The following is a 15007-nucleotide window of genomic DNA, read 5'->3' as shown; positions in this document are numbered from 1 at the left end:
CCAGGGATATGTGACATGTCGGAATTTCGCCTAGATCGTAGGGCGGTCCTCAAAACTGGGCTGGCCTCAGCTGCCTTTCTCGCTGCGCCCGCGATAATCTCGTCGAAAGCGCTCGCTTCTTCTGGAGAGGTGAAGCTAATCAGCTATGCAATGAACCAGCAGCCTATTCTCGATGCCTTCGAGAAGGAGACCGGTATTAAAGTAAAGCTGTCGGCCATAACTAACGACGATGAAATGTTCTCGCAGGTAAAACTTGGCGCGGGCACGGCTGAAGCGGCGGACCTTTGCGAGCCGGCAAGTACCAACATTCCCCTTTGGTATGGGAACGGCTTCCTTCAGGCATTCGATCCTAGCAAGCTAGCAGTAGGAAACATCACCTCTGGCATGCCGGGTACGAAGGAGGGAGATGCCGGTTATCAAGAGGGGAAGCTCGTTTACTCCTCCACCTTATGGGGCGGCGAAGGCATGGGATATGCCTCGGATGTGCAGGGCCACACCTTCGGGGAGGCCAGCCTGGCAGACATTTTAGACCCCGCGTTCGTTGGGCAAGTGACGGTCCGCGCGCACTCCGCGCTTGCAGCGATCGGGCGAATCCTTGAGGCTCAGGGGAAGCTTCCAAAGCCGTTTCTCGATTCCTACAAGGACGAAGCGGTTATGCGGGCCAATTATGACGTGATTATCGCTGAGGCAATTAAGCATAAGCCGAACATCGCTCAATTCTGGACGAACGATAACGAGGGCAACGCGGCCTTTACAGCCAACGGCTGTCGCGTGGGTCTCATCTGGGAATCGATGGGAAGAGTACTGGCAGATCAGGGTGTTCGCTACATTGCACCTAAGGAGGGCGTATTTGGGTGGAATCAAGGCTTTGTTCTTCTGAAGGGAGCTCCCAACGTCGAGGCAGCCCACGCATTTGTGAAGTATATTTCCCAGCCCGAAAACAGTGCGAAATGGGCGGCCGCAAACCAAGGGCTTCCTAGCGTCAAAGGCGCTGTCGATCTTATGGACGACAAATCGAAAGCCTTCACTGCGGCGGCATATCCAGGTGACGCCATCTCAAAGGTTTGGTGGTGGCCGCCGCAGGATCCGTGGTTCATTAAGCTGCGTGGGGAGTATGCAGATAAGTGGCGCGCGGCCTGAGGGGTTACCATTTCCAGGCGCGGGGCGAACAACGCCCTGCGCTTGGGACAGTCCGTTGGTTGAATATTCAGGTTTCTAGGGCGCGATAACTCATATGAGCGAGGGTGTAGATCTCTCTGCGGTGAGCATTGAGTTCGGCAGTTTCAAGGCTGTCGACAACGTCTCCGTCGATGTTCGACCGGGTGAGTTCTTTTCGTTCCTGGGACCATCGGGGTGCGGAAAAACTACAATTCTGCGGATGGTATCGGGCTTTCTAAGCCCGAGCTCCGGCGATATCCGGATTGGCGGAAAGTCCATGAAAGGTATCGGTCCTAACAGGCGGCCAACCGCTTTGATCTTTCAGAATCTCGCACTTTTTCCCTTAATGCCTGTCTGGGAGAATATCACTTTCGGATTGCGAGTTCGGGGGATTGGGCGATCTGAGCGACGCAAACGAGCTGAGGAGCTTTTGCGCGTGGTCGATCTTCCCGACGCTGGCGACAAAGCGATTGGGCAGCTCTCCGGCGGTCAGAAACAGCGGATCGCTATAGCCCGGGCCCTCGCAGTTGAACCCAAGGTGATGCTACTCGACGAGCCGCTCTCTGCGCTTGACCTCAAGCTTCGGCAGCATATGAGAGCGGAGCTACGCGCCATTCAGGAGCGAACTGGCGTGACATTTATCTATATCACTCATGATCAAAGCGAAGCATTGGCGATGTCTGACCGCGTCGCTGTAATGTCACGTGGCAAGCTTCAGCAAGTGGACACGCCGCAAGTTATATACAATACGCCTGCAAACGGCTTCGTTGCGTCTTTCGTTGGAGAAAATACCATCCTAAATGGCGCAGTGGACGGTGAGGAAGGTGGCTTTGCGTCGTTTCGCACCCCCGATGGGCGTTTCAAAGCCCGTCCAGGTCCTGGAGTCCGAAACTCAGGCACAACCCGACTTTTTGTGCGCCCAGAAAATGTGCGTCTGGGCAGTGCGGAGAATAGCCTTGAGGCCACGGTCACCAAGGTTGTGTTTGAGGGCAACCTAATCAGCGTCATTGGGACCACTCGTAATGGGGTCCCCATCGTAGCGCAGTTCACCAACGGGGCCGCCGGCGAGCTGCCGCAGATCGGTTCAACCGCCAGGTTTTCGTTCGACCCAGAACGCGCGCAGATTCTGGTTGACGATCGACCGACGGGCGTCCGCACCGAGGGATTCTAGACGATGGCCAGCTTGATTAGACGGTATGGATTGGGCTTAACAGCGATATTGCTGGCGCTGACGGCATTTTGGATGTTGGCGCTGGTTTGGATTCCTTACGCTATTATGCTAGAGCAATCCTTTCGGCTTTATTTACCGGTTACTGAAGTTGGAAGTGCTAAAGACGTTTATACGATAGCTAATTATCTTTCTCTGTTTAGCACATCTGCGTTAAAAACATTCCTCGGCGTTGATATACCGCTGCCGGTATACATATTTATTACCACGGTTTTATATAGCATATTTGTTACGGCAATCTGCGTATCTTTGGCCTATCCACTGGCATGGTACTTGGCGAAGAGAGCTTCAATCGAAATTGTTCCAACTCTATTGCTGATGCTCGTGGTGCCGATGTTCGTGAGTGAGTTTCTGAGGACTTACGCTTGGTTCGTCATTCTCGCTTACCAAGGCCCTCTCAACGCGTTGGTGGAGTTATTCGGCCTGTCTAAAGTTCGCTGGCTATCCGGTTATAATGGTGTGATCGTTGGTATGGTGTATACGTATTTTCTGTTCATGTTCTTCCCAATATACAATAGCTTGACGTCCCTAGACAATAACCAAGTCGAGGCCGCTCAGGACCTTGGAGCAAAATGGTGGACCGTCCATCAACTGGTAGTGCTCCCCCATGCAAAAACAGGAATAAGTTCTGGATGCACAATGGTGTTTATGTTTGCCGTCGGCTCAATTCTTGTCCCTGTCCTACTCGGTTCCCCAAGCTCCAGATGGTTCACTGAAATTATTTTGCGTACGATGTTCGAGAGCCAGGACTGGAACACTGCCTCCGCCTACGCATTTATGCTGCTTTTGGTATGCTTGCTGTTTGTCTCGCTCGTGATGCGATTGTTCCGAGTGAACCTCTCCGACATTGCGCATTAGGAGCGGCGAAATGCGAACTGGAACTCCAAGCCGCACCATTCTTCAGCTCTATTTGGTAGTGATGGTGGGGTTTCTGCTGCTGCCGCTCATCGTGACATGCGGAGCCGCACTGAACGAATCGCGGTTCCCAACAGTTTGGCCTTGGCGCGGCTTCACGCTGCATTGGTTTGTTGATTTATGGGATAATACCCGGTTCTGGCTGGCAGTTGGGAACACCGTGCTTGTGGCGACAGGCGTTATGGTAATAGCAGTCCCGATCGGTACCGCAGCCGCAATTGCTCTCAACAATACATATGCCGGCGCGCGCAGCTTTCTTTACGGTCTTATGACCGCGCCCATCCTTACACCCGGGGCAGTTATCGGCATATCAACGCTTATGTTTTGGAGAGCACTTGATGTGCCGGCCGGCCTCCTTATCACGACTTTTGGGCAGGTTTCAGTGATTGCCGCCTATGTCATGTTGCTGGTGCTTGCGAGGTTGCAGAGCTTCGATCCAGGGCTTGAAGAAGCAGCCCTTGATCTTGGTGCGAGTCACGCGCAGGTGATTTGGACGGTGTTGCTGCCTCACCTTCGACCCGCGCTGATACTTGGTGGGGTTATCTCCTTTCTGCAATCAACCGAGGGTTACAATGTGCCCCTATTTACTCGAGGCGGCAAGGAAACCGTTATGATCTACATCGCGTCCCAGGTGAGAACTGGCGCTACGCCTATGATCAACGCCCTCGCGTTAATCTTGGTTGCGGTTACGGTTTTGGCGGGAGTGTCGTACGAGGTCCTTCGGCGGCGTGAAATTCGTAGCCGGGCTAAGATCGATCGGATGGCGCGAAATGCGCAGGCCCAGGAAGTGGCCGGTTTGGCCTACTAGGACAGGACTTCATCAGTCAGCGGATGCTCGCGAGGTACGTCCAAACGTCGCACCCCCTCCGACTTAACGGCAAAACGATGCAGGCCGTGGCTCAGACGAGATCCACGCAGTGGTTACCACTACCCATAACGACAGAGCAAGAGGACAGGAATGCTTCAAAGATCTTATACAGTTGAAGAGGGTGTCTTCTCCGTCGGTTCGAGTATGTCGGTCTTCTACCGAGATTTCCGACCGCTGACAGATAATACCGATAAAGTTCCCATTGTTTATCTGCCGGGCCTCATGCGAACGGCTCGCGATTTTGACCGCGTGGCCTCTCACTTCGCAGACGAGCGAAGAGTCGTTACCGTAGACACTAGGGGAAGGGGGAGGGGAGGTCGTTCCGACGATCCAGCCAATTACGATTTTGATCAGATGATCGGTGATGTCTGGGCGCTGACCGATCATCTTGGGGTGGAGCGGATGGTCTTGGTAGGGCTCGCGCTCGGTGCCTTCATGTCGTGGCGAATGGCGAGCCGCAGACCGGATCGCGTTATTGGTGTTGTGGTGAACGACACTGGTACTGAGACAGTGAACAGAGTCGGTAAGAAGATGGTCGCTTTGGCAGACCAAGGCGAATATAGCTTTGATGAGGCATTGGATAAGTTGCGTGAGCCGAATCGGAAGAATTTTCCCGATTTTGGCCTCGAAGACTGGCGAGCCTACACGCTGCAAGTCTATGCGGAGACAACGCCAGGGAAATGGAAACGAGATTTCCACCCGGCCATCTTGGAGGCCTGGGCAGGAACAAAAGAGCGCTGGCCTAGCCTCTGGGACGAATACTCCACGATCAAGGAGGTTCCGGTGCTTATCTTGCGGGGTGAGAACTCTGAATTCCTCACACTAGAGCAGGCTGACAAAATGGCCGGGGCTTTGCCACGGGCAAAAACGGTAAGCGTGCAAGGGCGAGGGCATCCGTTGCTGCTTGATGAGCCTGCGTCGTTGACTGCGATCCGCGAGGTCCTTGCCCAAGCTGATATCAAACTCTAAGCGGTGGTGGTTCAATGAGAATTCTAGTGACCGGCGCCGCCGGAATGATCGGGTCCAAGCTGGTCCGCAACCTAGTCAACAGGCGTGAGCTGAGCGGCCATCCGATATCGACACTCGACCTCTTTGATGTGGTTCCAGCTGCTATTCCAAACGGTTCTGACATCAAGACAGATATCCATGTCGGTGATATCGCGGAGCCGGAAACCGCTGAGCGCTTGGCTGCCACCAGACCGGATATCATCTTTCATTTGGCCAGCGTGGTCTCGGGGGAGGCAGAAACCAACTTCGATCTTGGGTACCGAGTGAATGTCGATGGCGGTCGGGCGCTCCTCGAAGGACTGCGCCACAATGGAAACAAGCCGCGCGTGGTCTTTGCCTCTTCAGGTGCTGTGTTCGGAGGTCCATTTCCGGACCTTATAGACGACGATTTTGCCCCCGTTCCGCAAACTTCCTACGGGACCCAGAAAATCATTGTGGAAGCGTTAGTCCAGGATTACTCGCGCAAAGGCTTTATCGATGGTGTGTCCATCCGGCTTCCGGCGATCTGCATCCGTCCGGGCAAGCCCAATAAGGCAGCTTCGGGCTTTTATTCAGGTATTATACGTGAGCCGTTAAACGGGGTCGAAGCTGTCGTTCCCGTATCGCGGGATATTATTCACAGTAGCGCGAGTCCGCGGTCGGCTGTCGGCTTCCTAATCCATGCTGCAGAGCTCCAAAGTGAACGAATCGGCTCGCGTCGAAGCCTGAACATGCCTGGCGTCTACTGCACCGTCGGAGAGCAAATCGATGCAATGGCCCGAGTGGCTGGCCCCCAGTACCTCCGTTTCGTGCGCGACGAGATAGACCCCACGATTGAGGGTATCGTTAGCACTTGGCCCCGCGGGTATCTGGCTACTAGGGCCCAAGAACTGGGGTTCAAGGGCGATGCAGATTTCGACGAGATCATTCGCATCTATATCGAAGAGGAGATGCCTGGAGGACCGGCGTCAATTTCGGCTGAGGGTTTGTAATGTCTGGGGGAGTCGCAATTGTAACCGGTGCCGGAAGCGGGGTGGGTAAGGCCGTCGCTCATGGCCTTCTCGCGAATGGTTGGAGAGTTGTCTTCTGTGGTCGCCACATTGACCGGTTGAATCAATCAATTTCCGGGTCAGGCGTAGATCATGTTCGGACATTCGCTCAGGAGTGTGACGTCTCCAAAGCTGCAGACGTTAAAAGGCTTTTTGAAGCCACTATCGACGTGTTTGGTCGCGTCGACTTGCTCTTCAACAATGCGGGATCCAGCTATCCCTATGCGATGATCGATGAAGTTCCGATTGATGCATGGGAGCAGGTATTGGCTGTGAATTTGACGGGCGCCTTCCTGTGTGCGCGAGAGGCGTTTCATATCATGCGTAACCAGAGTCCCCAGGGGGGGAGAATTATTAATAACGGATCGGTTTCTGCCTATGCGCCACGACCTGGCTCGGCGCCGTATACCATTACGAAGCATGGCATAACCGGGTTGACGAAATCGCTGGCTTTGGATGGTCGTCCCTTTTCCATCGCCAGCGGTCAGATCGACATCGGAAATGCCTCGACCGACATGACCAAACGAATGTCGGAGGGGATACGGCAGCCAGATGGTCAGATCAGACCAGAGCCTGTCATTGAAGCTCGAAATGTCGCCGACGCTGTCGTTTACATGGCCGGCTTGCCCCTAGGCGCTAACGTCCTTTCGATGGTGGTAATGGCAACCAATATGCCGATGGTTGGGCGAGGCTAGAGCTCACCGCGAATTCGGAGTTTCACATGCAATCCTTCGGTGAAAAAATCGCCGTTATTGCGGCCGGACCGCTTTCGCCTCGAGCACTAGATGCCCTAGCCCTCCGCTTTGACGTTACGCATTTGGCGAAAGGCGATGCAACTCTTGTGACATCGGACCTAGCAGCAAAGGTTCGCGGTGTGGCAGTGATGGGCGGCTGTACGGATGCCTTCATATCAGCCCTGCCAAAATTGGAGATCATCGCGAGTTTCGGTGTGGGGTATGACGCTGTGGATGTGACCCAGGCCGTGCGGCAAGGCGTGATTGTCACTCACACACCTGATGTGTTGAACGACGAGGTGGCTGACACCGCGGTGGGTCTCCTCATTGCCACGTTGCGTGACTTACCCCGCGCAGATGCCTTCCTACGTCAGGGCCGATGGGCCGCCGGCGAGCGTTTCCCCCTAACGTGTGGCACGCTGAGCGGCCGCAAAGTGGGAATTTTTGGATTGGGTCGAATTGGACGAGCAATCGCGCTCAGACTACAAACCTTCAATGTCGAAATTTCCTATCATAACCGCCGTCAAATCGTTGATGTGCCATGGACTTGGCATCCTACACTGCTGGACCTGGCTCGTTCAGTAGACACGTTGATCTGTGTCGCGCCTGGGGGGCGGGAAACAACTCATGCTACAAACGCCGAAGTCCTCGCGGCTTTGGGTAGGGACGGCGTGCTCATCAACATCGGCCGGGGATCGACTGTCGACGAAGCTGCGTTGGTACAGGCACTTCGCATTGGGACGATCATGGCTGCGGGTCTTGACGTCTACGAGCACGAACCAAAAGTGCCACCCGATTTGCTTGCATTGCCCAACACAGTTCTTCTGCCGCATGTGGGTTCAGCTTCCATTCCGACGCGCAACCTAATGTCTGACCTCATGGTGAAAAACCTTACAAGCTGGTTCGATGAGGGGCGTGCTATTACTCCAGTGCCCGAGGTACAAAAACACGCATTGCAACCGCTCAATGGGATTGACCATTGAGCAGCGGAAAAAGATAGCGGCAGCAACAGAAAATCGCCTCAGCAGCTAGCCAAGCTGCGGCAAATGCGATAAATGGAATTTAATTCCAATTACGAGCAAAAAATTATGACTGACCTCGTGAGTTATGAGCGAAATGGCTCGATAGTGGTTATCGCTATCGAAAATGGCGCGGTCAACGCCTTGAGCCAAGAGGTGCGATCAGCGTTGTGGCAGGCGGTTGAGCGCTTTGATCAGGATGACGTCGCTAGGGCAGCCGTGATTATGGGTGCTGGGCGGATGTTCGTCGGCGGAGCCGATATCAAGGAGTTTGGGAAACCTCCTCTCGAGCCCACTCTCCCGGAGCTTATTAACCGTATCGAGGTCTCTACCAAACCGATCGTTGCCGCGATGCATGGAGTTAGTTTGGGAGGTGGGCTAGAGCTGGCTCTTGGTTGCCATTATCGGTTGGCAATGCCCTCCACGAAACTCGGACTCCCGGAAGTCACCCTCGGTCTGTTACCTGGAGCCGGAGGCACACAACGCGTCACACGGTTAGCAGGAGTGGAAAAGGCGCTAGACTTTATCCTTCCAGGAACTCCGGTCACAGAGGCAACTGCGCTGACTCTGGGACTGATCGACAGGATTGGCGAAGGGAGCGTGCGCTCAGCCGGGATCACCTTTGCAAATGAAGTTCTTTCTGCTGACAAAGGGGCCCGCCGAGTGAGCGAATTGCCGAAACCGGCACCTGACCGCGATGCGGTTGCAGCAGCCCGAACGAGGCTTGGCAAGACGGCTCACGGGCAAATTGCACCTTTCTTTGTCGTAGACGCAATTGAGGCGGCCACTCGTCTGCCTTTCAAAGACGCCATTGCCGAAGAGCGCCGGCTGTTCTTGGAGTTGATGCAAACGCCGCAGAGGGCTGGTTTGGTCCACGCTTTCTTCTTGGAGCGCAAGGTCTCCCAACTACGGGAACTTTCTGGGATCGCTCCCCGCAACCTCTCGACGATTGGAGTGGTCGGAGGTGGCACGATGGGAGCAGGCATCGCAACGGCTGCTTTGCTCGCTGGGTATGATGTGTGCCTAATCGAGCGAGATGAATCCGTCGCGACGGCAGCGCAGCGCACCATAGATGGCAACCTGGCAGCAGCTGTGAAGCGCGGTAAGCTGTCAGAGGTGGACCGCGAGAATCTTCTGTCCCGAAAGTTGTTGTGTGCCACTAACTATGGCGCTTTATCAGAAGCAAATCTCGTCATCGAAGCCGTCTATGAATCGATGGATGTAAAAAAGGAAGTGTTTGCGCGGCTTGATGAAGTGATGAAGCCAGGCGCCGTGCTAGCCACCAATACCTCATATCTGGACGTGAACGAAATGGCCTCGGTTACCAGCCGACCAGGCGATGTCGTTGGGCTCCACTTTTTCTCTCCGGCACATGTGATGAGGCTTCTGGAGGTGGTCGTGACCGACTCGACCCTACCCGACGTCACTGCCACGGCGTTTGCCTTCGGTAAGAAACTCGGCAAGGTATCCGTCCGCTCGGGTGTATGCGACGGCTTTATAGGTAACCGCATATTGACCCGGTTTCGCGGAGCTGCGGACCGAATGGTCCTAGCAGGCGCGAGCCCCTACCAAGTTGATCGAGCTATTGTCAATTTCGGTTTCCCCATGGGTCCTTATGCTGTTGCCGACTTGGCTGGCCTCGACATCGGTTTCTTGACCCGGAAACGCAAAGCTGCCGATCGAGATCCCCGCGACATCATTCCTGTATGGGCGGACGAACTCTATCATATGGGCCGCCTCGGGCAGAAAGCAGGCCGCGGCTACTACATTTATCAGGAGCGTGGGCGATCCGGCGAGCCCGACGATGAGGTAAACGAGATTATTGCACGTTGTCGGGCCGCAAAGGGAGTCGTAGCGCGAAATTTCGGTGATGATGAGATTCAGCGGCAATATATGGCTGCGATGGTCAACGAGGCGGCACGTGTCGTCGATGAAAAGATCGCGGCGCGCCCTTTAGACGTCGATGCTGTTCTTCTCTTTGGCTACGGCTTTCCGCGGCACAGAGGGGGGCCCATGCACTGGGCGGATTCTCAGGGCCTTTCGGGTCTTCTTGCCGATATTCAAACTTGGGCGAAGGAAGACGAGTTCTTTTGGTCTCCAGCCCCACTCCTTGAGCGCCTTGTTGCAGAGAACTCTACTTTCTCCAGCTTGAACGGCTGAAAAACAAAATGGATCTCGCGTATAGCACTGAGCAACTCGCTTTTCGGGAAGAGGTACGGCTGTTCCTCAAGGACTTTCTCCCAAAGCCGATCGCAGCGAAAGTGGCAGCTGGACAGCGTCTCACCAAGGAAGATCACGAGAGCTGGCACGCGGTATTGAACCGACGCGGATGGCTGGCAGCGAGCTGGCCAAAGGAGTATGGCGGCCCGGGTTGGGATGCAGTGCAGCGTCATATTTTCGAGGAGGAGGCAGCTCGCGCCCACGCCCCGCGAATTGTGCCCTTCGGCCTCAGCATGCTGGGACCTGTCCTGCAGGAGTTTGGTACCCCAAAACAGAAAAATCATTGGCTCCCGCGAATCCTCAATGGGCAAGACTGGTGGTGCCAGGGTTACTCCGAACCTGGCGCGGGCTCCGATCTTGCTAGCCTAAAGACTTCAGCTGTCCGTGAGGGCGACTACTACATAGTCAACGGCCAAAAGACCTGGACGACCTTTGCGCAACACGCAAGCATGATCTTTTGCCTCGTCAGGACATTGCGGGGCGGAAGGCCCCAAGAAGGTATCTCATTTCTGCTCGTGGATATGGCGTCGCCAGGTGTGAGCGTTCGACCAATAGTGCTGATCGACGGCGAGCCCGAGGTGAATGAAGTCTGGTTCGACGATGTTCGGGTCCCGGCCGAGAACCTTGTTGGCGAGGAGAACAGAGGATGGACCTATGCGAAATATCTATTGACGCACGAACGGACAAACCAGGCCGGAGTGGGCATCGCTTATGAGGCTCTGGCAGTCTTGAAGCGCATTGCGGCAGCCGAACAGGATGGTGATCGTAAGCTAATAGACAATCCGTTTTTTATGACTCGCCTGGCGCAGGTGGAAATCGATCTGATGGCAATGGCAACCACAAATCTCCGGGTGGTAGCCAAAGCGGCCGCTGGCCAGGCGCCAGGTGCTGAGAGTTCCATGCTGAAGGTCAAGGGCACACTCCTTCGCCAGGAACTAAACAGACTGACGCGTCAGGCTGTGGGTCCCAACGCGATGCCTTTCATCTCTGAACTGCTCGAAGACGGGTCTGACACTGCTCCTGTTGGGCCCAGCTACGCCATGGCAGTCACTCAAAGCTATTTCAACAACCGGAAGCTCTCGATCTATGGCGGCTCGAGCGAGATTCAACGTCAAATTATAGCGAAGGCCATTTTGGATCTCTGATATGAACTTCGATCTCAGCGAAGAACGTCAAATGCTGCAGGACAATCTGCGTCGATTTCTGCGTTCGTCAGTTACGCAGGACATGCTCGTTGAAGCGACGGAAAGGTCGGATGGCCATTCTTCCCAATTGTGGAAAGGGCTGGTCGAATTAGGTGTGCCCGCAGCGCTATTTGATGCAGGAGTTGGAGGGTTTGGTGGAAACGGCTTCGACCTGTCCGTGGTATTTGAGGAGATAGGCCGCGCGGGCGTTTTCGAACCTCTAATGGAAAGCGGAATTCTTGCCGGAGGGCTAATTGCGTCGCTAGGAACACCTAAGCAGCAGGAGATAGTTGGAGAGATAATTTCGGGCCGCATCGTTACACTTGCTCACACCGAACAAGGAGGCCGCTATAATCTGACCCATGTGGCTACGCAGGCTATTAAGGGGACCGAGGGTGACTGGGTCCTGACCGGATCCAAGTCCCTGATAGTGGGGGCGCCGGCAGCTGATCTCGCACTCGTGAGCGCGCGAGTTTCTGGGTCGGTCGGAGATCCGGAGGGAATAACTCTGTTCTTGATCCCGCTCAACTCGGAAGGTCTTTCACAGCGTTCCTACCCGCTGAATTGCGGAGGCCGGGCTGCTGAGTTGAGGCTGGAACGAGTGGTTGTTCCTGACGACCAGCGCCTGGGTGAGATTGGTGGCGCATCCAGCGCAATCGAGGATGCTCATGCCCGTGCCGCGGCCGCGCAGTGTGCGGAGGCGGTTGGCCTCATGGAAGCCATCAAGGATCTCACGGTCGAATACTTGCGTACTCGCAAACAGTTCGGTCAACCGATAGGCAAGTTTCAGGCTCTCCAGCATCGCATGGCCGACCTGTTGATTGAGATCGAGCAGGCCCGCTCTGCGGCGATCAATGCCTGCGGTCATCTAGACGCGCCCCGAGCCGAGCGCGAGCGCCAAGTTAGCGCTGCCAAAAATCTCATTGGGCGCGTTGCCCGCCTCGTAGTGGAAGAGGCAATACAAATGCACGGCGGAATTGGCATGACCAAAGAGTATGCGCTTGGGCATCTTGCGAAACGACTCACCATGGTTGATCACCGATTTGGCGATTCTGACTTCCATCTAGAGCGGTTTATGATGCTGACAGCCGCTACCACGGCCGCACTGTCGATGTGATCAACTGGACATTGCTGATGTCAAGACGATCGTCGAATACGGCGGCTTGTTTGCCGAGATGATGCCCCTCCCACGCCCAGTCCTATCGTGCGAAATCGTTTCGGCCGGATGAGCAAGATTCTTTCAACCGCAGCACCTGCGGAGGTTTCACCGGCGATCGTCTCTTGATCGGAGCGGCGCCGAGCGGCCAGCTTCTGGAGCAGTAGATAATGGAACCAATGCGGAAGGTGGTTGCTGGCAAACTGCACGGCATTCACGTAACGGAGGCGAACCTGAACTACCACGGTTCGATAACGTTGGACCCCGACCACTGCGAGGCAGCCGGAATCCTGCCAATGGAATTCGTCGACATATGGAATAAGAATTCCGGCGCGCGAATTTCGACCTATGTGATTATTGGCGAGCGAGGCTCACGATGCTGCATCCTCAACGGTGCAGCCGCACGCACCTGTCAGACAGGCGATCAGATCATCGTGTGCAATTCCCTCTATCTGGATGAAGCGCAAATTACGTCGCTGAAGCCACGGATCGTCACGTTCGACCGGGACAACTGCATACTCGATCGTCTTAGCTACTCGGTCGATTTTGACGTACATGGCCGATACAGGTTTTCAATCCTTGACGATAAGAATGTGCCTTTAGCCATTCCCGCCCTGCTATCTGGGGAGTGATTCGGCGCAGAGTGCGGCGAACTTGTGCCAACTTGAAGACCGATGCTTGCCATTGGTCGCAATGCGGGTCTCACTGCCCAACTTAGGATTCATCAAGTGAGCGGCTGAGAGTCCGCTCGAAATTGCCCGACGTCCCAGCGATGTGCCGCGAAGAGTGGTATCGTGACTGATCTAATCGTCATTCAAACCCGCTCCAACGCTATGGCAATACCTTGGCCGACACCGATGCACATGGTGGCGAGCGCGTAACGGCCTCCACGTTGACAAAGTTCCAGCGCCGCAGTGGCGGTTATCCGGATGCCGGACATGCCTAGCGGATGGCCCAGCGCGATGGCGCCGCCGTTTGGGTTAACGTGAGCGGCGTCCTCGGCGATGCCGAGCTGGCGCAGCACGGCTATGCCTTGCGCGGCGAAGGCTTCGTTGAGCTCGACGACGTCAAACTGCCGAGGTGTCAGGCCGAGGCGGGCGCAGAGTTTCTTCGTAGCCGGCGCCGGGCCGATGCCCATGATGCGCGGCGCAACACCAGCGACGGCACCGCCAAGGATGCGGGCGATCGGCGTCAGGCCATGCTTCTTGGCAGCGGCTTCCGAGGCGATGATGAGGGCTGCCGCGCCGTCGTTCACACCGGAGGCATTGCCGGCGGTGACCGTACCGCCTTGGCGGAACGGCGTCGGCAACTTGGCGAGCGCCTCGATGGTGGTGCCCGCGCGAGGATGTTCATCCTTCGCCACGACGACCGGATCGCCCTTCTTCTGCGGGATTGTGACCGGGGTGATCTCCTTCGCCAGCCGGCCGCTGGCTTGCGCCGCGACCGCCTTGTTCTGGCTGCGCACGGCGAAAGCGTCCTGGTCGGCTCTGCTGACGGAAAAATCCTCGGCGACGTTCTCGCCGGTCTCGGGCATGGAATCGACGCCATACTGCTTCTTCATCAGCGGGTTGATGAAGCGCCAGCCGATGGTGGTGTCGTGGATCTCGGCGTTGCGCGAGAAGGCGGTGTCGGCCTTCGGCATGACAAACGGCGCGCGGCTCATCGATTCGACGCCGCCGGCGATCATCAGCTCGGCTTCGCCGGCCTTGATGGCGCGCGCGGCAATGGTGATCGCATCCATGCCGGAGCCGCAGAGGCGGTTGATGGTGGACCCCGGAATGTCCTGAGGCAAGCCGGCGAGCAGCAGCGCCATGCGCGCGACGTTGCGATTGTCCTCGCCGGCCTGGTTGGCGCAGCCATAAACGAGGTCGTCCACAGCTGCCCAGTCGACACCGGCATTGCGCTCGATCAGCGCTTTTAGCGGGATGGCGCCGAGATCGTCGGCACGTACCGAGGAGAGGGAGCCGCCAAAGCGGCCGATCGGCGTGCGGATGTAATCGCAGATATAGGCCTCGGCCATCTAGGCAGCTTTCCCTTTGGCTGTTTCATGCGCAGCTTTTAGAACGGCCGGCACATCGCGCGTTCTTCGGCCGAGGCTCCTGGTGGCACTTCTGCGAGCGGCTCGGCAGCCGGTGAGTCTGTTGATTGGGTTGATATGAAAGCTAAGACGAGCTTGAGATCCGCATGAAGGTAGCTCAGTTTCGGGAGCGGCGCTTTTCATCTTCGATGGCCCGCTCGACTGCTTCGATTACCGGTTGGAGCCGAGCAATATCGAGCGCTCTCCCCATGAACGCGATGGGATAAGAGACTGCATCTTGAGCGAGGTTGCGCCGTTTTTGTACGAGATTGCTCAGCATCGTTTCCATGTTTCCGACGTGGTCGGGGTTTTCTGCCGCGCCACTAGCTTTCGCGTATTCCGCTTGGTGAGCCAAAATGTCGAGTTCTTCGGGTTCGACCGTTCTCATAGCCATCGGGGTTCTCCTATCTTG

14 protein-coding genes are annotated in these 15007 nt (G+C 56.0%); 12 read left to right on the top strand and 2 right to left on the bottom strand.

Annotated elements, in window-relative coordinates; genetic code table 11:
- The first annotated feature begins 15 nt into the window (after nt 1–15).
- The 12 genes from P9230_RS05765 (at nt 16) to panD (ending at nt 13150) form a co-directional block, all read left to right on the top strand.
- Entirely contained in the window at nt 16–1140 is a 1125-nt protein-coding gene (locus P9230_RS05765) for an extracellular solute-binding protein (protein ID WP_278117819.1), read from the top strand.
- A gap of 94 nt (nt 1141–1234) precedes the next feature.
- Complete coding sequence (locus P9230_RS05760) at nt 1235–2329, top strand: ABC transporter ATP-binding protein (RefSeq protein WP_278117818.1); 1095 nt, start codon at nt 1235–1237, stop codon at nt 2327–2329.
- Nucleotides 2330–2332: 3 nt separating this feature from the next.
- A complete protein-coding gene (locus P9230_RS05755) occupies nt 2333–3244 on the top strand; it encodes an ABC transporter permease (RefSeq protein WP_278117816.1) in 912 nt (303 codons plus the stop codon).
- 10 nt (nt 3245–3254) lie between these two features.
- The gene (locus P9230_RS05750) at nt 3255–4109 is read left to right on the top strand and encodes an ABC transporter permease (RefSeq protein ID WP_278117814.1); all 855 of its coding nucleotides are present in this window, start codon (nt 3255–3257) and stop codon (nt 4107–4109) included.
- 150 nt (nt 4110–4259) lie between these two features.
- Nucleotides 4260–5138, top strand: coding sequence for an alpha/beta hydrolase (locus tag P9230_RS05745; protein WP_278117812.1), 879 nt, complete (start codon nt 4260–4262; stop codon nt 5136–5138).
- A gap of 14 nt (nt 5139–5152) precedes the next feature.
- Nucleotides 5153–6148, top strand: coding sequence for a D-erythronate dehydrogenase (gene denD, locus P9230_RS05740; protein WP_278117810.1), 996 nt, complete (start codon nt 5153–5155; stop codon nt 6146–6148).
- On the top strand, nt 6148–6900 hold the full coding sequence (locus P9230_RS05735) for an SDR family oxidoreductase (RefSeq protein ID WP_278117808.1): 753 nt from the start codon (nt 6148–6150) through the stop codon (nt 6898–6900). Before denD ends, P9230_RS05735 begins: the two co-directional genes overlap by 1 nt.
- A 26-nt stretch (nt 6901–6926) precedes the next feature.
- Nucleotides 6927–7922, top strand: a complete 996-nt coding sequence (locus tag P9230_RS05730; RefSeq protein ID WP_278117807.1) for a 2-hydroxyacid dehydrogenase — start codon at nt 6927–6929, stop codon at nt 7920–7922.
- 72 nt (nt 7923–7994) lie between these two features.
- Nucleotides 7995–10118 carry a 3-hydroxyacyl-CoA dehydrogenase NAD-binding domain-containing protein gene (locus tag P9230_RS05725; RefSeq protein ID WP_278117806.1) on the top strand — a complete coding sequence of 708 codons (2124 nt, stop codon included), beginning with the start codon at nt 7995–7997 and terminating at the stop codon, nt 10116–10118.
- 8 nt (nt 10119–10126) lie between these two features.
- On the top strand, nt 10127–11323 hold the full coding sequence (locus P9230_RS05720) for an acyl-CoA dehydrogenase family protein (RefSeq protein ID WP_278117804.1): 1197 nt from the start codon (nt 10127–10129) through the stop codon (nt 11321–11323).
- Nucleotide 11324: 1 nt separating this feature from the next.
- Entirely contained in the window at nt 11325–12479 is a 1155-nt protein-coding gene (locus tag P9230_RS05715; protein WP_278117802.1) for an acyl-CoA dehydrogenase family protein, read from the top strand.
- 218 nt (nt 12480–12697) lie between these two features.
- Nucleotides 12698–13150, top strand: coding sequence for an aspartate 1-decarboxylase (panD, locus tag P9230_RS05710; RefSeq protein WP_278118345.1), 453 nt, complete (start codon nt 12698–12700; stop codon nt 13148–13150).
- A 182-nt stretch (nt 13151–13332) separates the two neighbouring features.
- Here the strand turns inward: panD and pcaF are convergent, their stop codons facing one another.
- Nucleotides 13333–14538, bottom strand: a complete 1206-nt coding sequence (gene pcaF / locus P9230_RS05705; RefSeq protein ID WP_278117801.1) for a 3-oxoadipyl-CoA thiolase — start codon at nt 14536–14538, stop codon at nt 13333–13335.
- 175 nt (nt 14539–14713) lie between these two features.
- Nucleotides 14714–14989 (bottom strand): hypothetical protein, encoded by a 276-nt coding sequence (locus P9230_RS05700; protein ID WP_278117799.1) that lies wholly within the window; start codon nt 14987–14989, stop codon nt 14714–14716.
- Nucleotides 14990–15007 lie beyond the last annotated feature (18 nt).

This window comes from Mesorhizobium sp. WSM4887 (genome assembly GCF_029625865.1).
Classification (GTDB): Bacteria; Pseudomonadota; Alphaproteobacteria; order Rhizobiales; family Rhizobiaceae; genus Mesorhizobium.
This window is presented reverse-complemented; position numbering and strand designations above follow the sequence as displayed.

What these genes read in the sequence shown, in the direction of transcription:
- P9230_RS05765 (WP_278117819.1), top strand. Translation starts at nt 16, where the DNA reads ATGTCGGAATTTCGCCTAGATCGTAGGGCGGTCCTCAAAACTGGGCTG.
- P9230_RS05760 (WP_278117818.1), top strand. Translation starts at nt 1,235, where the DNA reads ATGAGCGAGGGTGTAGATCTCTCTGCGGTGAGCATTGAGTTCGGCAGT.
- P9230_RS05755 (WP_278117816.1), top strand. Translation starts at nt 2,333, where the DNA reads ATGGCCAGCTTGATTAGACGGTATGGATTGGGCTTAACAGCGATATTG.
- P9230_RS05750 (WP_278117814.1), top strand. Translation starts at nt 3,255, where the DNA reads ATGCGAACTGGAACTCCAAGCCGCACCATTCTTCAGCTCTATTTGGTA.
- P9230_RS05745 (WP_278117812.1), top strand. Translation starts at nt 4,260, where the DNA reads ATGCTTCAAAGATCTTATACAGTTGAAGAGGGTGTCTTCTCCGTCGGT.
- denD (WP_278117810.1), top strand. Translation starts at nt 5,153, where the DNA reads ATGAGAATTCTAGTGACCGGCGCCGCCGGAATGATCGGGTCCAAGCTG.
- P9230_RS05735 (WP_278117808.1), top strand. Translation starts at nt 6,148, where the DNA reads ATGTCTGGGGGAGTCGCAATTGTAACCGGTGCCGGAAGCGGGGTGGGT.
- P9230_RS05730 (WP_278117807.1), top strand. Translation starts at nt 6,927, where the DNA reads ATGCAATCCTTCGGTGAAAAAATCGCCGTTATTGCGGCCGGACCGCTT.
- P9230_RS05725 (WP_278117806.1), top strand. Translation starts at nt 7,995, where the DNA reads ATGGAATTTAATTCCAATTACGAGCAAAAAATTATGACTGACCTCGTG.
- P9230_RS05720 (WP_278117804.1), top strand. Translation starts at nt 10,127, where the DNA reads ATGGATCTCGCGTATAGCACTGAGCAACTCGCTTTTCGGGAAGAGGTA.
- P9230_RS05715 (WP_278117802.1), top strand. Translation starts at nt 11,325, where the DNA reads ATGAACTTCGATCTCAGCGAAGAACGTCAAATGCTGCAGGACAATCTG.
- panD (WP_278118345.1), top strand. Translation starts at nt 12,698, where the DNA reads ATGCGGAAGGTGGTTGCTGGCAAACTGCACGGCATTCACGTAACGGAG.
- pcaF (WP_278117801.1), bottom strand. Translation starts at nt 14,538, where the DNA reads ATGGCCGAGGCCTATATCTGCGATTACATCCGCACGCCGATCGGCCGC.
- P9230_RS05700 (WP_278117799.1), bottom strand. Translation starts at nt 14,989, where the DNA reads ATGGCTATGAGAACGGTCGAACCCGAAGAACTCGACATTTTGGCTCAC.